Source organism: Streptococcus sp. 2022WUSS135 (assembly GCF_044427045.1).
Taxonomy (GTDB): domain Bacteria; phylum Bacillota; class Bacilli; order Lactobacillales; family Streptococcaceae; genus Streptococcus; species Streptococcus hashimotonensis.
Genome location: NZ_JAOTGL010000002.1, coordinates 88,684 through 110,855, shown reverse-complemented (window position 1 = coordinate 110,855; position 22,172 = coordinate 88,684). Strand labels below are relative to the sequence as shown.

Annotated in this window: 21 protein-coding genes; all 21 read left to right on the top strand. The window is 41.3% G+C overall.

Features of this window, described 5'->3' with window-relative positions:
• Positions 1 to 38 precede the first annotated feature (38 nt).
• Positions 39 to 851: a pur operon repressor gene (gene purR / locus ODU45_RS01685; RefSeq protein ID WP_002938438.1), complete on the top strand. Its 813-nt coding sequence runs from the start codon at positions 39 to 41 to the stop codon at positions 849 to 851.
• 282 nt (positions 852 to 1,133) lie between these two features.
• Complete coding sequence (locus ODU45_RS01680; protein WP_013730614.1) at positions 1,134 to 1,424, top strand: WXG100 family type VII secretion target; 291 nt, start codon at positions 1,134 to 1,136, stop codon at positions 1,422 to 1,424.
• Positions 1,425 to 1,497: 73 nt separating this feature from the next.
• A complete protein-coding gene (gene esaA / locus ODU45_RS01675; RefSeq protein ID WP_398580636.1) occupies positions 1,498 to 4,647 on the top strand; it encodes a type VII secretion protein EsaA in 3,150 nt (1,049 codons plus the stop codon).
• The gene (essA, locus tag ODU45_RS01670) at positions 4,648 to 5,112 is read left to right on the top strand and encodes a type VII secretion protein EssA (RefSeq protein ID WP_013730613.1); all 465 of its coding nucleotides are present in this window, start codon (positions 4,648 to 4,650) and stop codon (positions 5,110 to 5,112) included. It abuts the gene before it with no gap.
• 29 nt (positions 5,113 to 5,141) lie between these two features.
• Positions 5,142 to 5,381, top strand: a complete 240-nt coding sequence (locus ODU45_RS01665) for an EsaB/YukD family protein (protein ID WP_013730612.1) — start codon at positions 5,142 to 5,144, stop codon at positions 5,379 to 5,381.
• Position 5,382: 1 nt separating this feature from the next.
• A complete protein-coding gene (gene essB, locus ODU45_RS01660) occupies positions 5,383 to 6,645 on the top strand; it encodes a type VII secretion protein EssB (RefSeq protein ID WP_105142422.1) in 1,263 nt (420 codons plus the stop codon).
• A gap of 3 nt (positions 6,646 to 6,648) precedes the next feature.
• Positions 6,649 to 11,076, top strand: a complete 4,428-nt coding sequence (gene essC / locus ODU45_RS01655; RefSeq protein ID WP_398580635.1) for a type VII secretion protein EssC — start codon at positions 6,649 to 6,651, stop codon at positions 11,074 to 11,076.
• Between the two features lies 1 nt (position 11,077).
• A complete protein-coding gene (locus ODU45_RS01650) occupies positions 11,078 to 11,413 on the top strand; it encodes a TIGR04197 family type VII secretion effector (protein WP_024400255.1) in 336 nt (111 codons plus the stop codon).
• A 17-nt stretch (positions 11,414 to 11,430) separates the two neighbouring features.
• Complete coding sequence (locus tag ODU45_RS01645; RefSeq protein ID WP_024400254.1) at positions 11,431 to 11,817, top strand: hypothetical protein; 387 nt, start codon at positions 11,431 to 11,433, stop codon at positions 11,815 to 11,817.
• Positions 11,810 to 13,423, top strand: a complete 1,614-nt coding sequence (locus ODU45_RS01640) for a T7SS effector LXG polymorphic toxin (RefSeq protein WP_136671317.1) — start codon at positions 11,810 to 11,812, stop codon at positions 13,421 to 13,423. Before ODU45_RS01645 ends, ODU45_RS01640 begins: the two co-directional genes overlap by 8 nt.
• A gap of 17 nt (positions 13,424 to 13,440) precedes the next feature.
• Positions 13,441 to 13,992, top strand: a complete 552-nt coding sequence (locus ODU45_RS01635) for a hypothetical protein (protein ID WP_024411718.1) — start codon at positions 13,441 to 13,443, stop codon at positions 13,990 to 13,992.
• Between the two features lie 144 nt (positions 13,993 to 14,136).
• Positions 14,137 to 14,343 (top strand): hypothetical protein, encoded by a 207-nt coding sequence (locus tag ODU45_RS01630; RefSeq protein WP_024411719.1) that lies wholly within the window; start codon positions 14,137 to 14,139, stop codon positions 14,341 to 14,343.
• A 322-nt stretch (positions 14,344 to 14,665) separates the two neighbouring features.
• The gene (locus ODU45_RS01625; RefSeq protein WP_024383283.1) at positions 14,666 to 14,971 is read left to right on the top strand and encodes a DUF4176 domain-containing protein; all 306 of its coding nucleotides are present in this window, start codon (positions 14,666 to 14,668) and stop codon (positions 14,969 to 14,971) included.
• Positions 14,972 to 15,350: 379 nt separating this feature from the next.
• A complete protein-coding gene (locus ODU45_RS01620; protein ID WP_136671316.1) occupies positions 15,351 to 16,502 on the top strand; it encodes a hypothetical protein in 1,152 nt (383 codons plus the stop codon).
• Positions 16,490 to 16,822: a DUF443 family protein gene (locus ODU45_RS01615; protein ID WP_136671315.1), complete on the top strand. Its 333-nt coding sequence runs from the start codon at positions 16,490 to 16,492 to the stop codon at positions 16,820 to 16,822. Before ODU45_RS01620 ends, ODU45_RS01615 begins: the two co-directional genes overlap by 13 nt.
• 523 nt (positions 16,823 to 17,345) lie before the next feature.
• Complete coding sequence (locus ODU45_RS01610; RefSeq protein WP_169051067.1) at positions 17,346 to 17,978, top strand: DUF443 family protein; 633 nt, start codon at positions 17,346 to 17,348, stop codon at positions 17,976 to 17,978.
• A gap of 18 nt (positions 17,979 to 17,996) precedes the next feature.
• Positions 17,997 to 18,602, top strand: coding sequence for a DUF443 family protein (locus ODU45_RS01605; protein WP_136671313.1), 606 nt, complete (start codon positions 17,997 to 17,999; stop codon positions 18,600 to 18,602).
• Complete coding sequence (locus tag ODU45_RS01600; RefSeq protein ID WP_211195092.1) at positions 18,590 to 18,901, top strand: DUF4176 domain-containing protein; 312 nt, start codon at positions 18,590 to 18,592, stop codon at positions 18,899 to 18,901. The genes ODU45_RS01605 and ODU45_RS01600 overlap by 13 nt, the downstream gene beginning before the upstream one ends.
• A gap of 376 nt (positions 18,902 to 19,277) precedes the next feature.
• Positions 19,278 to 21,278, top strand: a complete 2,001-nt coding sequence (locus ODU45_RS01595) for an FtsK/SpoIIIE domain-containing protein (protein WP_398580634.1) — start codon at positions 19,278 to 19,280, stop codon at positions 21,276 to 21,278.
• Between the two features lie 9 nt (positions 21,279 to 21,287).
• The gene (locus tag ODU45_RS01590; protein WP_136670567.1) at positions 21,288 to 21,743 is read left to right on the top strand and encodes a hypothetical protein; all 456 of its coding nucleotides are present in this window, start codon (positions 21,288 to 21,290) and stop codon (positions 21,741 to 21,743) included.
• A 73-nt stretch (positions 21,744 to 21,816) separates the two neighbouring features.
• Positions 21,817 to 22,056, top strand: coding sequence for a DUF6572 domain-containing protein (locus tag ODU45_RS01585; RefSeq protein ID WP_136671311.1), 240 nt, complete (start codon positions 21,817 to 21,819; stop codon positions 22,054 to 22,056).
• Positions 22,057 to 22,172 lie beyond the last annotated feature (116 nt).

Below are 22,172 nucleotides of genomic sequence, written 5' to 3'. Positions count from 1 at the left end.
TTGTGATATAATAGAAAAAAGTGAAAGAGGATGATTTTATGAAATTAAGAAGAAGTGAGCGTATGGTTGTCATTTCCAATTACCTCATCAACCACCCTTATGAATTAACTAGTTTGAATACCTTTGCGGAAAAGTATGAATCTGCCAAGTCATCTATCTCAGAGGATATTGCCATCATTAAAAAGGCTTTTGAGGAAAGCTCTATCGGGCATATTGAAACCATTACTGGTGCCAGTGGAGGAGTTGTTTTTACTCCATCCATCTCTAAGGCAGAGTCTGTCGAAATTGCACAGGCCCTTCGTGATCAGATGGCTGAAAGTAATCGTATCTTGCCAGGCGGTTATATCTATTCATCTGATTTGCTGTCTACACCGCATATTTTGAAAAATGTTGGTCGTATCATTGCAGATGCTTTCAAAGATGAAAAGATTGATGCGGTCATGACAGTTGCGACTAAGGGTGTCCCTTTGGCCAATGCTGTTGCCAATGTCCTTAATGTACCGTTTGTTATTGTGCGCCGTGATTTGAAAATCACAGAAGGTTCAACCGTTTCTGTCAACTATGTGTCAGGATCTAGCGACCGTATCGAAAAGATGTTTCTGTCCAAGCGTAGTTTGAAGGCAGGAAGCCGTGTCTTGATCGTCGATGACTTCTTGAAAAATGGTGGCACCATCAATGGTATGATTAGCCTTTTGTCTGAGTTTGACTCAACCTTGGTAGGCGTGGCTGTCTTTGCGGAAAACCAAAAAGGGGACCGTAGCGTAGCTAACTACAAGTCTTTGCTCGCTGTGACCGACATCAATGTCAAGGAAAACCGAGTCGATGTAGAGTTGGGAAATATTTTTGAATAACATTTACCAACCTGCGCTCAAAGAGAGCTAAACTAGTCTCTATTTAGATTATTCGTGCATAAAAAAAGCTGAATTTTCAGCTCAGATTGGAGGAAGGTTTGTTTCGGACATCTTCCTTCAATCTTTTTTTGTTCTGTAGTCAAAATAGTATAAAATTTTTACAATTATGTTTTGACCCGGCTGAATGATTACTTTTCTATAAATAAAGTTGCATATATGGTTGTATTTTTGGCTTTTTTATTATATAATGGATTAGTAATTATAAGACAAAAGGAGAAAGATATGTCACGTATTAAATTAACCCCAGATGAGCTCCGTACTTCTGCGATTCGCTATACAGAAGGTTCAGATAACATTGATGCTATTTTATCATCTTTGTCAAATGAGCAATCTGTTATTCGTGAAAACTGGGAAGGTACAGCTTTTGACAGTTTTGATGCTCAATTTGAAGCGCTTAAGCCAAAAATTGTTGAATTTTCTGAGTTGCTTCGAGATATCAATGCCCAATTGAATAAAGTTGCTGACATTATCGAGCAAACAGATGCAGACATTGCAGCGCAAATCAATGGCTAAGGGTTGACGAAGTTCAAATGCTAGGAAGGCGCCAGCCTTCCTATTTTTTATCGAAATGAAGGAGATATGAAAAATGGATAAACAGCGCATTTTGAAGTATGGGAGAAATGCTTTGCTGGTCTTACTTTTGCTTCTATCTATCATTGGATTAAATATTGCCGTTCAGAACAACACGAGTATTTCCAAGAAAGAGCAAGAAGCAGGGCGACAAAATATTAAGCTGGATGTTGCCTTGGTCAATGAAGATAATACTGTAACCCTAAATGGTACGGAATATAATCTTGGCGCTAGTTATGCAAAAAATATCGAAAAAAATACTGCCCATAACTGGTCAACTGTCAGTCGTGGTACGGCTGACAAGGGCCTAAAAGAAGGTCATTACCAATTGTTGGTGACCATCCCAAGCGATTTTTCAACAAAAATCTTGGATATCAACAATACCAATGTTGATAAAGCGACAATCACATATAAGATTAATGCAAATGGTAATTTGCAGGTAGAGAATGAAGCTGTTAAGGTGGCAAAAGGGATTATTGCAGACCTACAGAGTCAGCTGATTGATATGTATATGGCCAGCATTCTCGGGAATCTTTATCAGGCACAACGAAATGTTCAGACCTTGTCAGATACAAAGGTGAGCAATATTGCTGTTTTTAGGAACAATCTCTATCAAACAGCTGTTGATTTTAAGACACTTTTTCCGAATTTGACTTCGACGGCTGATTCAACATTGGCAGCTAATAATCTTTTGAAAGAAGCGCTTTCTGGCAATGTGACGGCATATGATAGCCTAAATACTGCTCAGACGGGACTAAAAGATAATTTAGCTACCTTGATTGAACAACGAAATCAGGGAAAACTATCACAGGAAGAATTTTCAGCTTCGCTTTTAGCAATGAATAGCTCTGTACTCAGCGCTGAAACGGATCAGTTGTTTGCAACGATTAAAACGACCCAAGAGGTGCTCTCGGGGCAGTTGGGGGCAGCAGCGATAGACGAGACGGGTGAAGCTAGTGGCTATGTTGGTTTGGTTGAAAAGTTGGATCAAGCCATTGCCGATTTACAGGTGGCAATTGAAGCTGAGAGTACGAAATTAGCAGAGCATGAGGCTGCGATTTCTGACTTTGCTGAAACACATTTAACCACTTACTATGGTGATAGTCTGAAAACAATCCACATTGGAGCGGTTTTGGGTAAGAGTACAGAGTTGCCGGTTTCTCTAGCATCCTATCAAACGAGCTTAGACCAGTTGATTTTGAATCAATTGGCAGATTTACCAAGCTTGACTCCTGCAGATCTGACTGCTGATTTAAACAAATTGGATCCAAAGGCAGCGAGTCAGATTCAATTTGACGCAGCATTTGCGCAAGCGCATTTTGGTGAACACTTTGTAGCTTCTAATGATTTGAAAGAATTACAGGCTCTTGCTAAAGAGTTAGAACCGCATCTTCAAGCTGCTGCAGATTTTAAAATTCCTACTCCAACAACTCGTGCCACTCTTTCTTTAGAAATTCCTAGCGGGTTTGATTTGGTATCTTGGGAATTGAATGGCAACCGCTATACCAATCCTAGTGAAGTTGTTGCTTTGCAAAAGGATAATACAGTAACCGTCACTCTCCAATATGAAAAGAGTCAGACGACCACGGTTTCAACAACGGTAGTAACGGATTCAACTTCAACTTCATCAACGACGGGTTCGAGCTCATCGGAAGAGAATACTGCATCGACTACGTCACCGTCCACTGGTACACCCGTCACGACAACTGAGATGGCGCAGGGGAGTGTCAAAGTAAGTGTTAATAATCTGGAAGTCACAACAGCAGGATTTGATTGGGAAAACTTCTTAAAAGAACAGGAAGCTTATCGTAAAGCAGAGGTTGCTTATGCTGCAAAAGTTAGTGAAATCATTTCCAAGTATAATCAAGCTAATCGTTTATTAGATCAATATTATCCTGTTAATACTGTAACTGGTGAACGTAGCAGTTTGACGGATAGTTTCTTCAACCAAGACGCGAAATCCCTGTTGACTTCTTTAGTCACGAGCTCCATTACAGCTAATTTACAATCCTATTCTGAAGCGCGTGCACAAGATCAAGCTTTGAAGGAAAGATTGGCTGAGTTAGAAGGACGCAAACAAGAATTAAAAGATCAACTCCAATATATCAGCACGACAAATAGTGATTTGGCTCAACAGATAGCGAATCAGCTGGCATTTTTGGAGGATGTCAAGGCACGAGCTCAGTCTATTGCAGATGGTCAAGAGCAACAAACTGCTCTTCAAGGAACGCATGATACAGAACTTGCGGCGCTCGCTACTGAATTGGATGCTTCCCTTTCTATTACAGGTGAGGTAAAATCCCTTTCAGAACAGAACGTTGAGGAGGCGACTAATGTCAATACCGTCTTCACTACATTTACTAATGATGTACAGGCTGCTCAAGAAAGCGGAGAGAATCTATCTTCTGAAGCAACTGCCCTGATGGAGAGGTTTGAATCAGAATTGGCTGAAAATGGCGACTTTGTAAAAACCTTTACTTCTGTCTTAAGCAATACCTATGACAATGGTGTTCCAAATGAAGTGATTTTGGATTTCTTGTCCGCACCATTGACAGAATCGTCTTCATCTGTAAAAGCAACAGTCAACACCTACAGACCTTTCACCTGGATTTTACTCTTGGAGATGGTGACCCTGTTTGCAGCTTATGTTTTTGGTACTCATCGTGTGATTAAGGCTGTGAAAGATAAGTTTAAAGTGAGCCGTCTCGAGGATACAGATTTAGTAACAGTGACTGTGCTCAGCGTTCTATCACTTCTGGTCGGTGGATTGATCGGGGTTGTATCAAGTCAACAGTTGCAGATTGATAGCGAGTTGATCCCGACTTGGGTGCTGATGATTACCTTGTTTAGCCTATTACTAGCACAAGGTCAGTATCTATTGATAAAAAATGCCAAAGGACTTGGCATGGGGATTAGCTTCTTCATGGTTATCAGCTTTATTTACCTATCCAATGCCATTGGTACAACTGCTAGTTTGACAGGTCTGCCTGCAACACTGAAAGCCATCAACCCTCTTTCTGTTTTAGAAAATAGTTTATCTGGTTACTTTGATGGTGAAGCTGCCAGTCTGACAGTGATTGCTACGGCGCTCGTATTGGGGCTTGGTTTTGCTGGCTTGAGTGCTTTTGTTGATGTGGAAAAATTCCTAAATAAAAAAGAGGATTAAATGAAAAAGATAGCACTTGTTCTTAGTTGCCTGGTTCTCTTTCTTCCGGTTGGGATAGAAGCGTCCGAACTTGGAGACAATAGTCTTCAAATTGATAGTTCACGCATTGAAGTAGAAAAAGAAAAGAAAATAGGTAGTCAGGATTTACTGGTCCAATCTTTGTTTTTGGCACCAGATCAAGCAGAATTGACTGCCAAAAAAGAAGCTGATCAAGTCTTATTAGAGCATCAGCTAAATAGCCTATTCCAAACTGGTGAGAAACCAAGCACGGATATTTTGCAAGTGGGGACCTTGTTTGATACTCGGACCCATAAGGTGATGACAACCAAGGTAGATAGTGGGACAGAGGGAGCTCCAGCAGGGCTTCTCTCTGGCCTGTTTTTTGCTTCTATTGTAGTTGGCATTCTATTGCTTGCAAGTTTAGCAACCTATTTGATGGGTAAGGATGAAGTAGGCCAGGAATAATCTTCTAGTGGTCTATTGGAGGAGATGAGATGGAGACGCATATCAATGTTACCTTACATGATGGAGGACGAATCAGGGACTTACGGATTCCGACTCACATTGAGGTTAGGAGATTAATCAAGGAGTTGGATAGCATCTTCGAAAAAGAGAATGCTAGAAAAAAATACCAACTCCATGTTGTTAATAAGGGGTTCATTTTGGACGAAGGGAAAGTATTAGCCGATTATCCTGTGACAACGGGAGATATTGTAGAGGTTTTGGAGGTTTAGGGTGAAAGAAGAAACATTTGTCTTTGGTGGACAGGAATTTGTCTTTTTAAAGGGTGATAAAGAGTGGCACCTTGATGTAAAACGGTCTGATGTGGCAACGCAAGAGCTATCTGACCTGCTCTTGTTGGATCTGCACCACCCTCAATTTTTACAACAGGAAATGACGGTGGATGAAGATACTGTTCATTTCACCTATCATCTGGATGCATTTGGGCAAACCTTTGAGGACATGAAGGAGAAAGAGGTCTCTGAAAAACTACGACTTTCTCTCAATGTTTTAGAATTGAAGCAGGCTTTGAAATTGCCAATCACCTTTTTCGTGCATCCGTCATCTGTCTTTATTACTAAGGATGGTCGGGTCAAACTAGCCTATCGGGCTATTCCGGAGAAGATGGTGCCTCAGACCTTGGATGCTACGGATTTGTTGAAGCAATTAAAATCTTATATCCTTGCTTTATTTACAGAGCATGATTTTATGGACCTTTACAATGGTGCGCTGGATGTGGTTCCTGTACCGGAGTTCTTAGATACCATTCGCAAGGCAGAGGATATGGATAGTTTGGAAGGACTTTTGCAGGGCTATTTTCAGGATAAGTTGGAGGAGGAGAAGGCGACTTTGACAAGGGTTTCTCGCTCCAAGCACCGTCTCTATCGCTATGCGACCATCTGGCTTTCTGCCCTGGCAGGATTATTGGTCTTGCCGCTGATTTATCTAGTTTTCATGCACAATCCTTTCAAGGAAAAAATGCTGGATGCGGATACGGCCTTCATCAAGGTGGACTATCCTGGGGTGATTAGTGAGTTGGAGCGGGTAGAGGTTTCTAATCTTCCCTACACTCAAAAATACACTCTTGCCTATGCCTACATCCAAGGGTTTGATTTGAGTAATGAACAACGTTCTGTTATCTTAAATAATGTGACGCTCAAATCAGATGAGCAATATTTGGACTACTGGATTGAAATTGGTCGTGGTAATAGCCAAGAAGCTTTGGATTTGGCCAAGCGTTTGGATGATTCGGATTTGATTTTGTATGCTCTTTACCAGCAAATGGAACAGGTTCGTGAAAATACGACTTTGTCGGGGGAAGAGCGGGAAACAACCTTGGATGAGTTGAAAGCGGAGTATCAAAAGTATTGGGATACCCGAACTACGATTTTGAATGAAGATGGGTCACAGGTGAAAACAGGTACAAGTTCGACGTCTAGTTCAACCTCTTCTACAGAATCATCATCAACGAGTCCATCGAGCTCGAGCGGGGAGTAAGCTATGGCAGAGACAGTAGTTTTTTATAAAGATGGTTTTCGCTATGTGGCGGATGTGTCTGCTGGGAAAAAGATTCTTTTTCAAGGCACAGAAAAGGCGCAGGTTTTTGTCTCCTCACTGGATGCTCCCTTGACGATTTGGTTAGATGAAGCACAAGTTTGCTATGACTATGATGGAGTGGAAGGAAAGCTTGTATCTGGTATGTCTTTGGCGGGGGGCGTGGTCTATCTTCTTCCGTCGGAACAGGTAATCCTAGACCCTCTGGATAAGCAGGAATTAACGATCGGCCAGCATGCGGGAAATAGTTTTGTCCTTGCAGGGTCAAGTTGTCATGTCTTGCTCAAACGCAGTGACCAGTCATGGATGCTTTATCGTTTGGCGGGCTCCATCTATATCAATAACCTTTTGATGGAGAAGGGGGAAATGGAGCTGGCTCTTGGAGATGAGCTTGCTTTTGAGGATACTTTCTTCAAATTTTATGCAGATGAGGTCCTGGTTGCGGGTCCTGTAGAGGCTAGTGATGAGTTGGCTCGTAAGTCTGCATCGCGCTATGCTTTTTATGAGGATTATCCAGACTACCATCGTTCTCCACGGATTATCTATCGGAGTTCAGAAGACAGGGTGGCTATCAATGCGCCTTCGAATGCACCATCAAAACCGTCTGACAGTTTGTTGAAATTAATCTTGCCTCCTCTTATGATGGTGGGGATTACATTGGTTATCATGATTTTCCAACCTCGTGGTCTCTACGTGCTTGCGACTATCGCCATGTCGATTGTGACGTTGGGGATGTCCATTGCTGGCTATATAAAGGGGAGAAAGGATTATCAGAAAGAGCTGAGAGACCGAGAGGGGCTCTATCATGACTATCTGGCTGATAAGGCCAAGGAGTTGGCTGGTCTGACCAAGTCGCAGAAAGATGGTCAGCTCTACCATTATCCTGCTATTGAGACCTTGGTGGATCTGGCAGATAGCTACCACCATCGGATCTATGAGAAGACGCCTCTTCATTTTGATTTCTTGTATTATCGCTTGGGTCTGGGTGAGGTTCCGGTGTCTTATGACTTGTCCTATGCTCAGACAGAACGGTCGGGCAAGCGGGATCCCTTGGAGTTGGAGGGTTTCCAACTCTATGAACAAAACAAGACCATTTCAGATATGCCCATTGTGGCCAATCTGTCCCATGGTCCTGTCGGCTATATTGGTCCGCGTGCCTTGGTGATTGAGCAGCTCCAACTCATGGTCAACCAAATAGCACTTTTCCATTCCTATCATGATGTGCAGTTTATTACCATCATGCCAGAGGAGGAGAAGGAGCAGTGGGATTGGATGCGGTTCTTGCCTCATGCGACCTTGCAGGACATGAATGTGCGTGGCTTCGTCTATAACCAAAGGACCCATGATCAGGTGCTCAACTCGCTCAATCAGATCTTGAAACTGCGCAGGGCTCAAAAGGAAGACAAGTCCAATCGTGAGTCAACCCTCTTCAGCCCTCACTATGTGGTCTTGGTGACGGATGAGAAGTTGATTTTGGACCATGTCATCATGGAGTTCTTCACAGAGGATCCGACGGAGCTGGGCTGTAGCCTGGTCTTTGTGCAGGATGTGCTGTCTTCTCTGTCTGAGAATATCAAGACCATCATTAACATCAAGGATCGAAACACTGGTCAGCTAGTCATGGAGGAAGGTCAGTTGCGTGAGATTGACTTTGCCTTGGACCACTTCCCAGTCGGCTATGATAAGGAGACCTTGGTGCGCCGCTTAGCTCCGCTTAACCACCTACAGAACCTCAAGTCTTCTATCCCTGAAACGGTGACCTTTATGGAGATGTACGGGGCTGAGACCTTTGAGGACTTGGGTGTTGTCAGTCGTTGGGAAAAGCATGCGCCTTATAAGAGTTTGGCGGTGCCTCTGGGTCTTCGTGGCAAGGAGGATATTGTCTATCTGAACTTACATGAAAAGGCTCACGGTCCACACGGTTTGGTGGCAGGTACCACGGGTTCTGGTAAGTCAGAGGTCATCCAGTCTTATATCTTAAGCCTTGCGGTCAATTTCCATCCGCATGATGTGGCCTTCCTCCTCATCGACTACAAGGGTGGGGGCATGGCCAACCTCTTCAAGGACCTGCCTCACTTACTTGGGACCATCACCAACTTGGATGGTGCCCAGTCTATGCGGGCCTTGGTGTCCATCAATGCGGAGCTGAAGCGCCGTCAACGTCTCTTTGCGACCCACGATGTCAACCATATCAATCAATACCAGAAGAAGTACAAGCTGGGTGAGGTAAGTGAGCCCCTGCCCCATCTCTTCTTGATCTCCGATGAGTTTGCGGAGCTCAAGACCAACCAATCTGACTTTATGAAGGAGCTGGTCTCAACTGCTCGTATCGGTCGGAGTTTGGGCATTCACTTGATTTTAGCCACTCAGAAGCCATCTGGGGTGGTGGATGACCAGATCTGGTCCAACTCTCGCTTCAAGCTGGCACTCAAGGTGGCAGATCGGAGCGACTCCATGGAGATGCTTAAGACGCCAGATGCGGCTGAGATTACCCAGGTGGGTCGTGGCTATCTGCAGGTCGGAAACAATGAAGTGTATGAACTCTTCCAGTCTGCCTGGTCTGGGGCTGATTACCAGCCAGATAAGGATGAGCAGGGGATTGAGGATCATACCATCTATGCCATCAATGACATCGGTCAATATGAGATTCTTAACGAAGACCTGTCAGGTTTGGATCAGGCTGAGTCCATCAAGGAGGTTCCGAGTGAGCTTCAAGCTATCGTAAGTAAGCTGAAAGCCTTGACAGAGCGCCTGTCCATCAAGGCCCTGCCGCAACCATGGTTGCCTCCGCTGTCTAAGGAAATCTTCCTGCAAGATCTCCGCCCACAAGGTTTCAAGGACTTGTGGGGACAGGCAAGTGGTTTGGTTGCACGCTTGGGGATGGTTGATATACCAAGTCACCAGAGCCAAGAAGTCTTGGAACATGACTTTGAAAAGGATGGACACATCGCCTTGTTCTCTAGTCCAGGTATGGGGAAATCGACCTTTGTTCAAACCCTAGTGATGGACTTGGCACGCCAACTGACACCGGAGGAGCTACACTTCTATCTATTGGACTTCGGTACCAACGGACTCTTGCCGTTGAGAGATCTGCCTCATACTGCGGATCTATTGATGGCGGAGGATACAGAGAAGTTGACCAAGTTCATGCGTCGGATTAAGGACGAGTTGGCTCAGCGCAAGGCGGCCTTTAGTCGCTATGCCGTCCCAAATCTCACCCTCTATCGACAGGCGAGTGGAGACGAGCTTCCTGTTATCTTCTTGGTTTTGGATAATTTTGATGGTTTGAAAGAGGCAAGCCTTGGAGCTGAAATGGAGACTCTCTTACAAACTCTGGCACGTGAAGGAGCCAGCCTCGGAATCTACCTGGTCCTCACAGCGGGTCGCAGTGGGGCTCTTCGCCCAGGTTTACAAGCCAGTCTGAAAACACGTTTGGCATTGAAATTGACAGATGACGTCGAATCTCGTACCATTGTCGGTCGTCACCAACATGTGATGGAAGAGGTTCCTGGTCGAGGCTTGGTTCATTTGGATGAGGTTGAGGTCTTCCAAGTAGCCCTTCCAGCCTATGCTAAGGACTCCTTTGGTTTGGTGCAGGCTGTACAGGATGAGGCGAAAACCATGGCTGCTTCTTGGACGGGTGCACTACCAGAAGGCATACCAGTCCTGCCTGAGAGCCTGAGTTTTGAAGAGTTTGCGGGACTAGCAAGCGTGCAAGAAGCTGTCGCAGGTGGTGAGCTACCAATCGGACTAGACTTTGAGAATGTGGAAAGTGTTGGTTTGAAGCTTGAAGAGATGAAGAGTCTGACCTACATGTCGGATAACAATGAAGCCTTACAAACTCTGACCATTCATTTGATGAAGGGAATGAACCGATTTGCAGGTGGCCAGTTTAGAATGTTACTGGATGTACATCAAGAGTTTGAAGAATATCAATCAACCTTCTCTACATATGTGGGGGCTGAGCATCTGATTGCTGAAATGGCTATTAAGATGATTGCGGAAATCGAAAAACGCCAAGTTAGTGGGGAACACACAGCGTGGATTATCATGATTACGGATTTTGAGCGTTTTGTCGAATTGACAAAACTGACCATTGAGCAGTGGACAGTTATCTATGAAACCGCTCATAAAGTAGGCATTTATCTGATGATAGGTGGACATTATCCATATCTTGGTACAAGTGTCAATGCCATGCCTAAACTTATCCGTACCAAGACACCTTGGACGCTATTTGCTATGAGAATCTCTGATCAAAGCTTTTTGGAGAAGACTTATAATTCACGGGAACCTTATCTCGATATAGATGAGGTTTATATCCACAACCGCAAACAGTATCAAAAACTTAAGATTAGTAGAGAGAAAGGAGAGTAGGATGGGTCTTATTGAAAGCAATCTACAGAGTGCATCTCATTATGCACAAATGATTATGGATAGTGCCAATCGTATAGAAAGTGGAGGCAAGGGTTCGAAAGATTCTATCTCTACAATCGATGGGAACCGTTTAGCAGGTCCGCTTATTGATCAAGAGCATCGATACGCCCTGCAAATAACAGGTCAGCTAAAAACCTTTGTCTCAAATGTGCAGACCATTGCCTCAAACTTTGAGGCAGTTGACACACGTTTGGCAGGAACGATAGAGGCTGAACTAGGTTCAGCTCTACAAACTCCTAGTAGCGGATTTGATCCATTTAGTCCCTCTCGTTCTTAAGGAAAAGGTGGTGTGTGATGGAAGAACAACGTACGATAGAAGCGATTCAAGCAGATGAAGGTTTAGCCTATGCACAATTGGATCGCCTTCAGGAGGATAGTCGCTTATTAGCAGGGCGTTTGGTCTCCTTCCAATCTGAGTATGAGGATGGTGTCTCTACCATCAAAATCTTAGAGCAAGAGTCCAGTGAACCTGACGTAGCCTCTTTTTATCAAGGCCTTGCGGCTGAAATGGAACGAACCAACCATGCCTTTGAGGAGGGAGTTGGTGATTTACAGGCTCAGTACAAGAAAGAGATGATGGAAACAGAGGCACGTATTGATCGACTGCATAGGGAGAAACAGAATTACTACAGTCAATCAAGAGTCAGTGAAGAAAAAGTAAAGGAGAAACCGAATGGTTAAGATGAATCTACCTAGCTCGGATAATCAGGCGACTTCCATCGGTCGAGTATCGGCTTCTCGGATGGGAGCGTATGAGTCGGCAATGCAGGCTCTGGGCTCTTTTATAGGAGCAGAGGGTCTATCTGGTCAGGCTTATGACAATGCCAAAGACTATGCGGCGAGCACTCTTTTGCCTCTGCTTAAAGCAGCGATTCTCTATGAGGAATCCTTGAGCGAGGCGGTTAAGCGTCTCCCTTCTGACTATCGGGCTACCGAATACCTGGAAGGGAAAAGTCTTGATTCGGATGTATTGGAAGCCGAGTTAGCTCGTTTAGAGTCGGTTGGCATGCGTCTGGATCGATCGATTGATCGAGCTTTGGAGATGGCTGGTGACTATCCCGATTATGAGTGGCATGCCCATTCCATGATGCGTCAGCTCAACCAGGTTATAGACCGTAAGAACAAGGTTCGACGCCAACTTCAAGCCTTGTATGCCTTTGATGGGCGGTCGAGCGGTTTCTTTTCGGGTATAGGAGACCTAGAAACACAGCTTAGTCAAGGGATTTTCCAAGTTGGCAGTGACATGAGTAACTTTTCAGGAAGTTTTCCAAGCGGTCTAAGTCCAGTGTGGGTTTCAGCTGTCAATCAGAAGTGGAACGACCGTGTGAAGCGGATGAGAGATACTTCTAGTCCTGCGGATGAGAGGGAAGCAGCCCAGACTGAAGCGTTTAATACAGTTGTCAATAAGCTTAATAGTGGGAAACAACTTTCTGAGGCTGACATTAATACTATATTAGCCTATGCTTCAACCCATAGAGAAACTGAGTTACCTGATAATGTTGTCAAACTAATCTTAGCAACAACATTATCAGCCTCTGGAGTTGAGGATAGTGACTTAGAAGCAAGTCTTCAAGAAGTTTGGAATCAGTTGAAAGAAAATGTTTCGGTTGGTAGTATTACATACGATATTATTACTTCATCTTTGGAAGAGATAGCAGATAATCCCTCTGCTTCTCTACATGCTATTAATGCTGTTTCAGGAAATCTATCACAGTCCATCGATGACCTTGCTTTACAGGCTAATAATTACTTTAGTGTTCGAACACCGTATGGAAATATACAATATGCTAGCTCGATGGTAGATGACCTTGCGTTTTCTGGTACGCAGGCTGTAACGAATAATGCCATTCGAGCAGGCTCTGTGGTAAATTTTCTATCACGAAATGCTGGGTTAATCAAAACGCTTACAATTGTGTACGATTATGAAAGTCAAGTTAGCGAAGGAACCAGTCGGACAAATGCAGCTATTAAGACAGCTGCACATGTAGGAATTAGTTTTTCTGCTGGAGAAGTTGGAGCTATCGCTGGAGCAAAAATTGGTGCAGCGATTGGTACTGTTGCAATTCCTGGTGTAGGGACTATAACTGGTGCGGTGTTAGGTACTATAGCAGGCTTCGCAATAGGTATAGGGCTATCTATTGTAGGAACAGCCGTATTTGATGCAGTATATGACACTTATATAGGAGAACATGTTGACAATGCAGTAGACAAGGCTAAAGAAATTGTTGAAGATGTCGGTGATGCCGTATCTAGCTGGTTTGGTGGATTAGGTTCTGCCTTCGGTTGATTGGAGTAAGAGGTTATATGAAAATTAATCCAAATAATTATTTTGTAATAGGGGGATTTGGTCAAAAGTCTGTTTTTATTAGTAAAGACTACACGTTGCCTTATTATGTTAGTCAAAAAGACGTAGAGGTTAGAAGTGGTGTGATGAAAGTACCAACTGGTGTGACGTTTGCAACGACGATGTTGATCCGAAGATTGGATTCAAGGAACATGACCCCAAATCCAATTTTTCTGTTAATTGGTTTTGTTTTGGTCTATTTTTCGGTTGAATGGGTTCTTCGACGCTATGCAGAGGAGACACACGATGTTGATGTGTATACTTTTTCAGATGATGAAGCTCTTCTAACATTTGTCAATGAAAATCAAAAGCGTAACAACAAGATGCTGTTGATTCTAATTGTTTTACTCATTTTCACTCTTCTATTCGGATTGCTTTACTTTAAAATAAACTCATTTCTATTCCTTTTATTCTCAGTACTGTCATTTTTTTGCTTTGCGTTATGGTCAAAAAATCAGATTTTCAAGCGTATGTTTATTTTACATAAAATTAAAAAAGAGCTTATTCGATGAAATATTTATCATCTATGACACCTATATAGGAGAGCATGTTGACAATGCAGTAGACAAAGCTAAAGAAATTGTTGAAGATGTCGGCGATGCCGTTTCTGGGTGGTTTAATAATCTCGGTTCTGCAATCGGTTAGAAGGGGTAAATATGAAAGTCAAATTAAGAGATTACCATGTTATTGGTGCAATTGGAAAACGTGCGTTACTAATCCACAAAGATTTACAGAAGCCATTCTATATTGCTACTGAAGAAGATGACACAGAATCAAATGGGTGGAAAATTCCAGCGGGTATGACTTTTGCGGTAACAGTTTTGATTCGAAAAATTTTCAAGCGAGTTTACCACTTTTATTAGTTGGTTTCTTGGTTGTCTTTTTATCAGTCGAATGGATTTATCGAAAATTCCCTCATACTATTTTGGAAGTGGAAGAATATCATTTTGAAAACATATCGCTTGAAGAAGTGTTAATAGATGCTACGAAACGGAATAATACCTTAATAAAATTTTTTATAGTATTTTTACTAGTAACATTGATTTTTGCTATTTTGTATTTAAATATGCATCTATTTATTTTCCTTTTTCTTTCGTTGGGGATGTTCGTTTGTACAGTACTTTTGGCAAAATACCAGATTTTCAAGCGCATGTTTGTTTTACATAAAATCAAAAAGGAGTATATATGATGAAATATTTACCAATTGGAACGGTTGTACAGCTAAATAATGGTCAAGTCAAATTAATGATAGTAAGCCGATTCCCCCTATATGATAATCAAGGAGAAATTGGATATTTCGATTATTCAGGATGCATTTATCCTCAAGGAACAGCTGATAACCAGTTTTATTATTTTAATGAGGAAGATATTAAAACAATTTGGTTTGAAGGCTATGTAGATGGTCAAGAAGAAGAATACCGTAAAATTGCTAGGAATGAAGTTGGTAAGATAACTTATCCTAGATTTACTTTAGAGAATATCAAAAATTAGGTAGCTTTTCAAAGGCTATTCCGATGACGAAGAAAGTCGATTTATGGAGATCTACGGACAATGGGAGTCTGATTTACAAATTCCCCGTAAACAAGTCAAATAAGACTTTGATTTGAAGTAGGACCATTTCGGTGGTTTACTCAAGTTATTTCTATCCAGACAAGATTACCTTGTCTGGATTTTTTGGTATAATGGAAAGGTAATATTCTTCCTTGACACATAAGAAACTTGGCTAGACAAAGAATTGGTCTAAAGCGGAGTCGGTGGTGTAAATTGAGTTTGAATAGCTCTGCTTTTTCTCTGGTTTGAATCAATATGAGTAGCTCTGCTATTTTTCATGTGATAAAGCAAGGAAGGGAAAAGTCTTGATTCGGATGTATTGGAAGCCGAGTTAGCTCGTTTAGAGTCGGTTGGCATGCGTCTGGATCGGTCGATTGATCGAGCTTTGGAGATGGCTGGTGACTATCCCGATTATGAGTGGCATGCCCATTCCATGATGCGTCAGCTCAACCAGGTTATAGACCGTAAGAACAAGGTTCGACGCCAACTTCAAGCCTTGTATGCCTTTGATGGGCGGTCGAGCGGTTTCTTTTCGGGTATAGGAGACCTAGAAACACAGCTTAGTCAAGGGATTACCCAAGTCGGCAGTGACATGAGTAACTTTTTAGGAAGTTTTCCAAGCGGTCTAAGTCCAATGTGGGTTTCAGAGGTCAATCAGAAGTGGAACGACCGTGTGAAGCGGATGAGAGATACTTCTAGTCCTGCAGATTTCAGGAAGTTGGAGGAGAGGGAAGCGGATTATGAATTAGTTAATGCAAAATTCCAATCGGTTTTTGAAAAAGCTCAAAAAGGATTTAGTCTAACAGATGAAGATATTCAAGCGGTTGAAAAATACCTTGAAAAATATCCACAAGCAAAAATCCCGGAACACCTGCAAGATGCAATAATTCGGTTTGAAAAACAAAAAGAAAATCAAATGACAGTCGCGGAAAAAATCGAGGATGCGACTCATGGGGCAGTAACTGATGTAAGTTTAGGTGGATTATCTTACTTGCTTACTAAGGAGAATGGATTGGCGTCAAAAATAGGTTATTCACTAGGGACAATTTTTGATGATGCGGCAGGACCGATTGCCCGTTCTGCTAATGATGCAATTCGCGCTAGTTATACAGGTGCCATTAATACTGTCGGTGATGCAATAGGATCAACAGTCTTTGGAGCAACTATTGGTTCAGTGATCGGTATGGCGCAAGGAGATAGCCCTGGACAGGCAATTGCAAGTTCAGTTATGACAACGACTGTAAGTACAATAATATCAGCTGGAATAGTTGCTGTCATAGGCTTCACTCCTGTTGGTTGGGCTGCAGTTGGTGTAGGTGTTGTAGCAGGGATTGCGAGTTCCTTGTTGTATAATTCGGATTTTATGGGAATGAAAAGCGTTGCTCAAGATTGGGGAGAGAATATGGATGAAACATTTTCTAATATAGGAACTGCATTTAAAAATGTAGAAGATTTTTTGTGGGGAGATTAATAAATACAGTTACCGTATATAAGACAAGGAAAATTAATAATCCCCGTTATCGTGAACTTCAGATAGATGAGGAATATTATTTGATTGATTTGGATGCTAATCCATTATTATGGTTTTTCCCTGGGATTGTAGGTCTTTTCCCAATGAAAGCCCAAAAAATAAATCAAAGAGTAGCTATAAAAGAAAAAAGAGCTTCTCAAGTAAAGGTGACAGTTGGGCTGGTTACTCCTATTGCCACAATGCTCATTTTTAGATTTTTTCCAAAGGATACATTTATTTTTTCGAAGCAAACACTGTTATTGATAATTTTGTTGACATAACTAATTTTGTTTTGTACTAAATTACTAATCAGTCGCATGTTAAAGCTGTCATATGGAGAGAAATATACTTTAAAAATTTACTATTCAAACTTGACATCGTTTTATAAACAGGTTCTCCCGGGGTTGATAGGTTTTTTACTTCTATACTTTTGGTTAGTCAGTGAGTTTCTTCGTACAGGTTCAATTTTGGTATTTTTTACGACTATTGGCTTTAATGCTCTACTTCTTTATTTTCACAACCTTATGCATATGCCATTAGAGGTCAGTAGTGTTGAAATTAAAGAAAATCAGTAGACTATTTATATATTCAATGACAGGCATTAATTTTGGGGCATTCGTTAGAAGTAATTTTCTGTGATTCAATAGGAAAATTGCCCGATTTTACAAATGGTGTCATTCATATTGTTTATATGTACAAAAAATATTTTTGTTACTCAAGATTGTGGAGAGAATATAGATGAAACTTTTTGATATAGAACGGTATTTAAAAATATAGGAAATTTTTTATGAGGAGGTTAGATTATTGAGTGAAAAGATTGATATTGAAAATAGTAATTATATACGATACAAGGTGCTTATTTACAAAAGCAAAAGATACTTGATTGATTTAGATGATAGTTGGTTATATTGTTTTTTTCCATCTTTAATTTGGATAAGACCGATTGTTATCTATGAAATTGATTCAGATAATGAATTTAGAAAAAAGTCAGAGTTATCCAAAAAGGGATGGTTTGGATTGACAATAATAATTGCCTCTCTCACCTCTGCTTTTTTTACAAGACTTTTACCTGAAAACTTTTATGAAGTGGTATATATTGATAATGTGATAATAACAATAGGTGTGTTTGTCTTGCTACACGTGGTTGCTTTTTCTCTAAAATATTTTCAACGGCAAAAGGATGCAAAATTAGGAAAAAATAGAAAAATCGTACAATTTCGTTACAATCAAGCAATAATTCGTTCATACTATTTGCAACGATTATTTGGATTTGTCATACTTTTTACAATTTACGGCTATTTTCTACATTGGTTTATTACAAAGGGCAACTTGTTGGTAGGAGTCTTGATTGCTCTTGGTACAATCTTCTATTATTTTTTAAATAATATAATTGTTCCGATCAAGCCGATAGATGATATTGATTTTATAAAAGAATAAAGGAAGTAGCAATTTAATTTGAGAGACCTAGAACAAAACTACATTATTACAAAAATTAGAAATCTTCGCTATCGTCAGCTTCAAATCGGGAATGAGTACTATCTCTTGGATTTAGATACACATATCTGGACTTGGCTTGTCCCTGCAAGCGTTTGGTGGTTTCCTATGAGGGCTTATCGATTACAAGGACCAAAATCTTTTGTTGGTAAAAAACAGCCGAGTATTTCTCCTTATCTAGTTTCATCGCTAGTTGCTATCATTTTTACACGTTTTCCTTTAGGACATACAATTGAAAACCAGTTTTTTGCGATTTCAATTGTGCTAGGGGGATGCTTGCTACTATTTTTAGCGAGACTGGTATGGAGTAAGCAACAAGTAGTGAATATTGCTGATGTGAAGACTGTTCGTATAGATTTTTCTAAGTCCTCAAGACTTAACTATTTAAAAAGGATGGTATTTCCAATCTTATTTTTATTCACATTACTATTTGTTGGCGCATATTATTTTTTAATGGGAGAGCTACTTGGTATCGTTGTCGTTTTTATTTTATTTTTAATGCTACTGAATACGAGCGGTGCTTCAGTGGTGCCTGATGACATTGAGAAGATAACATTTATTTATTAAGGCAAACAATTAGCAGTATTGTCTACTTGAAAGAAGGTGGGCAAAAAATGATGATATTAAACCGTGGAGCAATAGTTGATTTGGGTGAGGGACAGGTATATTTTGATTACTCTGCTTGTGCGTATCCAGTGGGGTTCAGTCCGGAGAAAATTTTTTATTTTAATGAAGAGAATATTGATAAAGTTATTTTTGAAGGATACCAAGATGAGGATGAGGAGAGATTTAGAGAGCTTTATGATAATTGGTTTAAGCAAAATGGAGGGAAGCTTGAAAAAGGGACGGTTAGAAAGCAAATCTAACAAATAATTTCTTAATTTTGAGGTAAGTAGAGGTGTGTTTCTTTATCTAATGCATAGGTAGCTTGTCCTAGCTTATTATTTTAGTCTATACATAAAATTATAAAAACATCACAATAGTAATTCTTTGGATGACTATGACTTGTTATGGTGCTATAGATAATAATCTACCTAAGATATTTCTATCCAGACAGGATTACCTTGTCTGGATTTTTGGTATAATGGAAAGGTAATATTCTTCCTTGATACATAAGAAGCAAAGATAGACTTGGTCTAAAGCGGAGCTGGAGGATGAGATGGAACTAGAATCGCTTTACTTTATTTCTATTTCGAAACGATGTAAACAGCTCTGCTTTTTTTCAAAAACCACAAGAAAGGTATGAAGCCATCTGGTGTGGTGGATGACCAGATCTGGTCCAACTCTCGCTTCAAGCTGGCACTCAAGGTGGCGGATCGGAGTGACTCTATGGAGATGCTTAAGACCCCAGATGCGGCTGAGATTACCCAGGTGGGGCGTGGCTATCTGCAGGTCGGAAACAATGAAGTCTATGAACTCTTCCAGTCTGCCTGGTCTGGGGCTGATTACCAGCCAGATAAGGATGAGCAGGGGATTGAGGACCATACCATCTATGCCATCAATGACATCGGTCAATATGAGATTCTCAACGAAGACCTGTCTGGACTGGATCAGGCTGAGTCCATCAAGGAGGTTCCGAGTGAGCTTCAGGCTATTGTTGGGAAGCTGAAAGCCTTGACAGAGCGCCTGTCCATCAAGGCCCTGCCGCAACCATGGTTGCCTCCGCTTTCTAAGGAAATCTTCCTGCAAGATCTACGACCACAAGGTTTCAAGGACTTGTGGGGACAGGCAAGTGGTCTGGTTGCACGCTTGGGGATGGTGGATATTCCAAGTCGCCAGAGCCAAGAAGTCTTGGAACATGACTTTGAAAAGGATGGACACATCGCCCTCTTCTCTAGTCCGGGTATGGGGAAATCGACCTTTGTTCAAACGGTATTGGTTGATTTGTTCCGACAAAACAATCCAGATCGTCTTCACGCTTATCTGCTCGATTTTGGGACCAATGGATTATTGGCTCTAAATGATTATCCACATGTTGCGGAGTATTTCTTGGTTGAAGAGACTGAAAAATTACAGAAGTTGATAAAACGACTGCAAGATGAAATACGAGAAAGAAGGAAATTGTTCACAAATTCCTCCGTTCATAATATCGAAATGTATCGCAAGTTAGGAGATAGGAAGTTAGCTGATATTGTTATTGCGGTGGACAGCTATGATGGTCTTAAAGGTTCGGAAGTCGAAGTGGCAATCGATACCTTGCTTCAAACTCTTGCAAGAGATGGAATGGGACTTGGGATCTATTTGATCCTAACAGCTAGTCGAACAGGGGCGCTCAAAAACAATTTATATAGTAATTTTAAACGAAGAATAGCCCTGAAAATGAATGATGATAGTGAAGCGCGAGCAATCGTTGGCAGAACTGCTTTGGTTATTGAAGATGTGCCGGGTAGAGGGCTTATTCAAGTGGATGATCCTGAGTTGATTCAGTTAGCAATGCCGGCTAAAGGTGAGAATGGTCTCGAGATGATCGAAGCATTACGTCATGAATCCCAAGAAATGGCTAAGAATTGGGATGGAGCATTACCTCAAGGCGTTGTCATTGTTCCAGAGGTTCTTGATGAACAGACATTTTTACAAATGGTGGAGACAGAGAAGGCAATCGCTTCAGATTTTATTCCGATTGGTTTAGAATTTGAAGAGGTACACACAATCTCGTTGCCGATTTCTAAGTTAAAACATCTATTGATTTTGACAGAAAAGGAACAGCATAAATTAGTAGCGGTTCGCCATCTTTTAAATATGCTTTGGCATGTTCGAAAGGGGCAGTCTGTGACGCTGTTTGATGTGACAGATGAATATGGCCGATTTGCTGGGAAAGTGAGTCAATATTATTCTTCTTCTGAACTAACTGAAAATGTAGTGGAAGAGTTGAAAATGAGAGTTTTACATGCTCGTAAACAAAAAGAACAATTGAATGAATTTGTCATCATCAGTGATTTACCAGTCTTTATGACAGTTGATGGCATGTCAGATAATGATTTTGCACTTCTGTATGAAGAGGGACAGCGTGTTGGTTTGCACTTGATTGTTGTAGCTAACAAGACTTACATGTCGCTTTCGAGTGGTATTCAACGCTTGATTAAACAAAAATTGGATACGGTACTGATCGCGATGAAGATGAGCAACCCGTCGGTGGTGGCACGAAGCGAGGTTGGACGGGAGGCAGAGTTGGCCATCGATGAGGTATACCTCCACTATCAAGACCAACAAATCAAGTTGAAAATTACCAAAGAAATAGAATAGGAGAGTAGGATGCAAAAAGAAAAAATGACAGTAGAAGAGTTTTTACAACTGAAGAAGGATGCTCAGGTATCCTTGATTCTGTTTATTGTTTTTGGGCTGGTCTTGTTTTCAAGTATGCTTTATATTACAGCGATTGGTGCAAGAACACAAATGTACAATTCTATAGGGATTACAGTGTTTTTATCTGTGGCCATGACAGCTTTTAGACCCTATTTTTTACCCAAAAATATCTTAGAGAAAAAACAACCTGAGTTGAAGCAGTATTCGACAAAGGGCTACTCAGTTTCTAGTGCCTTTCTAAAAAGGGTTTTTCTAGTTTATTCGGTTGCGATTATTGTGGTTGTTTTCGGTTTTGCCTCTGCCTACGCAACTCGGGTTGAGACCATCCTTCCCGATGATACCTTACCAAGTCTGGAACAGAAGTCTATTATCGAGCAAAAATTGGAGGGCAACAGTAATGAGTGATGAGTATTTGCTTAGTTGTATTACCAATAGTCGTGAAAAGCTTGCAAAGTATAAACGCGTAAGGAATACTATTATGAGTCATAATCTTCATACTCAACGTAGCCTATCTGGTCTCCAATCCTACATTGAGCATTGTCAGAAGGTCATTGATAGGATTGATAGTCAGGAAAGTTACGGGGATGACTTTACAGAAAAAGTTATCAATCTTACTTTCCAGTATGCCCCATCAGATAACGGTCTTGCTTTCCTTGTGCAAGTTCAAAAAGTACTACAGCCGACAGATATTCGTTTGAAGGTTGTTGTGCCAGAATAGTGTTTTAAGTCCAGACAGGGTCAACTTGTCTGGACTTTTTGGTATAATGGAAGGGTAGAAATATTCTTCATTTGTACATAAACGGTTTGGCTAGGCTTGATTTAAAGCGGAGCTGA

Bases quoted from the DNA above. Each gene is read 5' to 3' on its own strand.
- purR (WP_002938438.1), top strand. From the start codon at position 39: ATGAAATTAAGAAGAAGTGAGCGTATGGTTGTCATTTCCAATTACCTC.
- ODU45_RS01680 (WP_013730614.1), top strand. From the start codon at position 1,134: ATGTCACGTATTAAATTAACCCCAGATGAGCTCCGTACTTCTGCGATT.
- esaA (WP_398580636.1), top strand. From the start codon at position 1,498: ATGGATAAACAGCGCATTTTGAAGTATGGGAGAAATGCTTTGCTGGTC.
- essA (WP_013730613.1), top strand. From the start codon at position 4,648: ATGAAAAAGATAGCACTTGTTCTTAGTTGCCTGGTTCTCTTTCTTCCG.
- ODU45_RS01665 (WP_013730612.1), top strand. From the start codon at position 5,142: ATGGAGACGCATATCAATGTTACCTTACATGATGGAGGACGAATCAGG.
- essC (WP_398580635.1), top strand. From the start codon at position 6,649: ATGGCAGAGACAGTAGTTTTTTATAAAGATGGTTTTCGCTATGTGGCG.
- ODU45_RS01650 (WP_024400255.1), top strand. From the start codon at position 11,078: ATGGGTCTTATTGAAAGCAATCTACAGAGTGCATCTCATTATGCACAA.
- ODU45_RS01645 (WP_024400254.1), top strand. From the start codon at position 11,431: ATGGAAGAACAACGTACGATAGAAGCGATTCAAGCAGATGAAGGTTTA.
- ODU45_RS01640 (WP_136671317.1), top strand. From the start codon at position 11,810: ATGGTTAAGATGAATCTACCTAGCTCGGATAATCAGGCGACTTCCATC.
- ODU45_RS01635 (WP_024411718.1), top strand. From the start codon at position 13,441: ATGAAAATTAATCCAAATAATTATTTTGTAATAGGGGGATTTGGTCAA.
- ODU45_RS01630 (WP_024411719.1), top strand. From the start codon at position 14,137: ATGAAAGTCAAATTAAGAGATTACCATGTTATTGGTGCAATTGGAAAA.
- ODU45_RS01625 (WP_024383283.1), top strand. From the start codon at position 14,666: ATGATGAAATATTTACCAATTGGAACGGTTGTACAGCTAAATAATGGT.
- ODU45_RS01595 (WP_398580634.1), top strand. From the start codon at position 19,278: ATGAAGCCATCTGGTGTGGTGGATGACCAGATCTGGTCCAACTCTCGC.
- ODU45_RS01590 (WP_136670567.1), top strand. From the start codon at position 21,288: ATGCAAAAAGAAAAAATGACAGTAGAAGAGTTTTTACAACTGAAGAAG.
- ODU45_RS01585 (WP_136671311.1), top strand. From the start codon at position 21,817: ATGAGTCATAATCTTCATACTCAACGTAGCCTATCTGGTCTCCAATCC.